The sequence below is a fragment of the Dethiosulfatibacter sp. genome, from assembly GCF_983023055.1.
The window spans coordinates 1-2,126 of the sequence record NZ_CEZJXU010000445.1 but is presented as its reverse complement, the minus strand read 5'-3'; the positions used below and the strand labels follow the sequence as shown (position 1 = coordinate 2,126).

Here is a 2,126-nt window from a genome sequence, read left to right as displayed (position 1 = left end):
GATATTCCTATTGAAGCCTTGTAGGAGCCTCTGCTGGCATTCCCTGTACTTTCAACACCATCCTTTTCCGCAGTCTTCAGGTTGTGCATATATGTCTTCAAAACTCCATTTTCTATTATATTCTTTCTGAATGTAGCGTGTCCTTCTCCATCAAAGGAAGAAGATGCAAAACCATCCTTTAGATGTGGATTATCCACAAGGGTAAGCTTTTCAATGGCTATCTTTTCGTTAAGTTTTCCCTTCAATAAAGAAAGGTCCTTCTGCACTCTTTCAGCTGAAAATATTCCTGAAAAAGCGTCTATCAAGTCAGCTGCTGCATTGTTTCTCAATATAACCTTGTAGTTTCCAGATTCTACAGTTTCAGCACCAAGCATAGATATTGCCTCTTCAACAGCCTCCTTAGCAATTTCTCCAGGATTAAGCTCAGAAAAGTCATTAGTAACCTTGTATCCAAAACCTGTTTTTATATCGTCATTTTCCTTTGCCACAACGCCAATGTATGCAAAAGCTGCATTTGACCTGTCCTCAAGGTTAAGTCCCTTGGAATTTTCAAGATTCATTTCATCCGACCCGTCTCCATAGACACAGTACTGTATTGATTCAATCCTTGGATCTAGTTTTTTAGCCTCTTCCTCCATTTTGAGGGTCAAGGCTATCTTATCCTCTTCCTTCACATCCTCAAGGGATGGATTATAGTTGTCTATCTTAACATATTCGCTGCTTCCGCCGAAAATTTGCTCTTCGTCGTCTGTATCTATGATTTCAGCATTTCCCAATGCCTCATCAACCAAAAACTTAACAGAGGTATCATCTATTTTTTCAGTATATGAATATCCCATCTTATTGTTGTACAGTCCTCTGAAGGAAACTCCTTCACTCTGAGACAGGCTATAGTTATCAATTTTTTGTTCAAACACCTTTATGGAAAGGTTGGAGCCTGAGGAATAGTATATTTCCATATCCGTAAACCCTTTTGACTTTCCGTATTTCATTACCTTTCCAGAAAAATCCTTCCTAAGCATTGTCTTCACCATCCCTTCCACCTACAGTAAGCTCTGAAATCCTAATGATGGGCTGCCCAACATTGGCAGGTACGCTACCGCTGACCGAACCACACATTCCCTGTCCATGGGCTAGATTATTTCCAACCATGTCTATTTTTTGCAAAACATCGATTCCAGTACCTATTAGAGTAGCTCCCCTTAATGGATCAGTGATTTTACCATTCTCTATCATATATCCTTCCATTACTGCAAAGTTGAATTCTCCAGTAGCAGTATTCACAGAACCACCACCCATGTATTTAGCGTACAAACCCTTTTCCGTATTGGCTATTATAGCCTCCTTGGTAGAGTTGCCATTGGCTATGAATGTATTTGACATTCTTGAAGTTGGAGCAAACTTATAGGACTGTCTTCTTGAAGATCCCGTAGCTTCCATGTCCATCCTTCTGCCATTTAGTTTGTCTATCATATAACCTTTCAATATTCCATTTTCTATAAGTATGTTCTTTTTTGTGGAAGTTCCTTCATCATCAATATTTGCAGAACCCCATTCATTCATGAGGGTACCATCATCTACTGCAGTCACAAGCTCCGATGCAACCTTCTCTCCAAGCTTTCCTGCAAAAACAGAATTTCCTTTAGCAACAGAGGTCGCCTCAAGACCATGTCCACAGGCTTCATGAAATACTACACCGCCAAAGCCGTTGTCTATGATTACAGGCATCTTGCCACTTGGACTATATTCTGCATTCATCATGGTCTTTGCAATTCTCGAGGATTCCCTTCCGTACCATTCCACATCAAGATTGTCAAAGAATTCAAATCCCTTGGAAGCCCCAGGTGCAAAGTAACCAGTCTGCATCTCTCCATCCTTTGAAGCAATTGACTGGATTGATACCCTTGACCTTACTCTAGTATCCTCCTTGTGGAGTCCCTCGCTATTTGCAATAAGAATCTTCTGCTTGTAGTCCGATAATCCTACAGTGACCTGTGAAATTATGTCATCATAGTTCTTGGCTGATACATAAGCCCTTTTCATTATTTCAATCTTTCTTTTTTTATTAACGGTCTCTGGTAATATCTCTATAGGATTTATTAAATTTTCTATTTTCACATATTCAA

At 39.7% G+C, this 2,126-nt stretch carries 2 protein-coding genes; both read right to left on the bottom strand.

Annotation, left to right across the window (positions count from 1 at the left end; all coding sequences use genetic code 11):
- Window positions 1–1,034: TldD/PmbA family protein (locus AC3AX0_RS12210; protein ID WP_487550556.1), on the bottom strand; the 1,034-nt coding region annotated here is incomplete at its 3' end.
- Window positions 1,015–2,126, bottom strand: a 1,112-nt coding sequence (locus AC3AX0_RS12205) for a TldD/PmbA family protein (RefSeq protein ID WP_487550555.1), incomplete at its 5' end; no start/stop codon positions are given. The genes AC3AX0_RS12205 and AC3AX0_RS12210, both read right to left, overlap by 20 nt.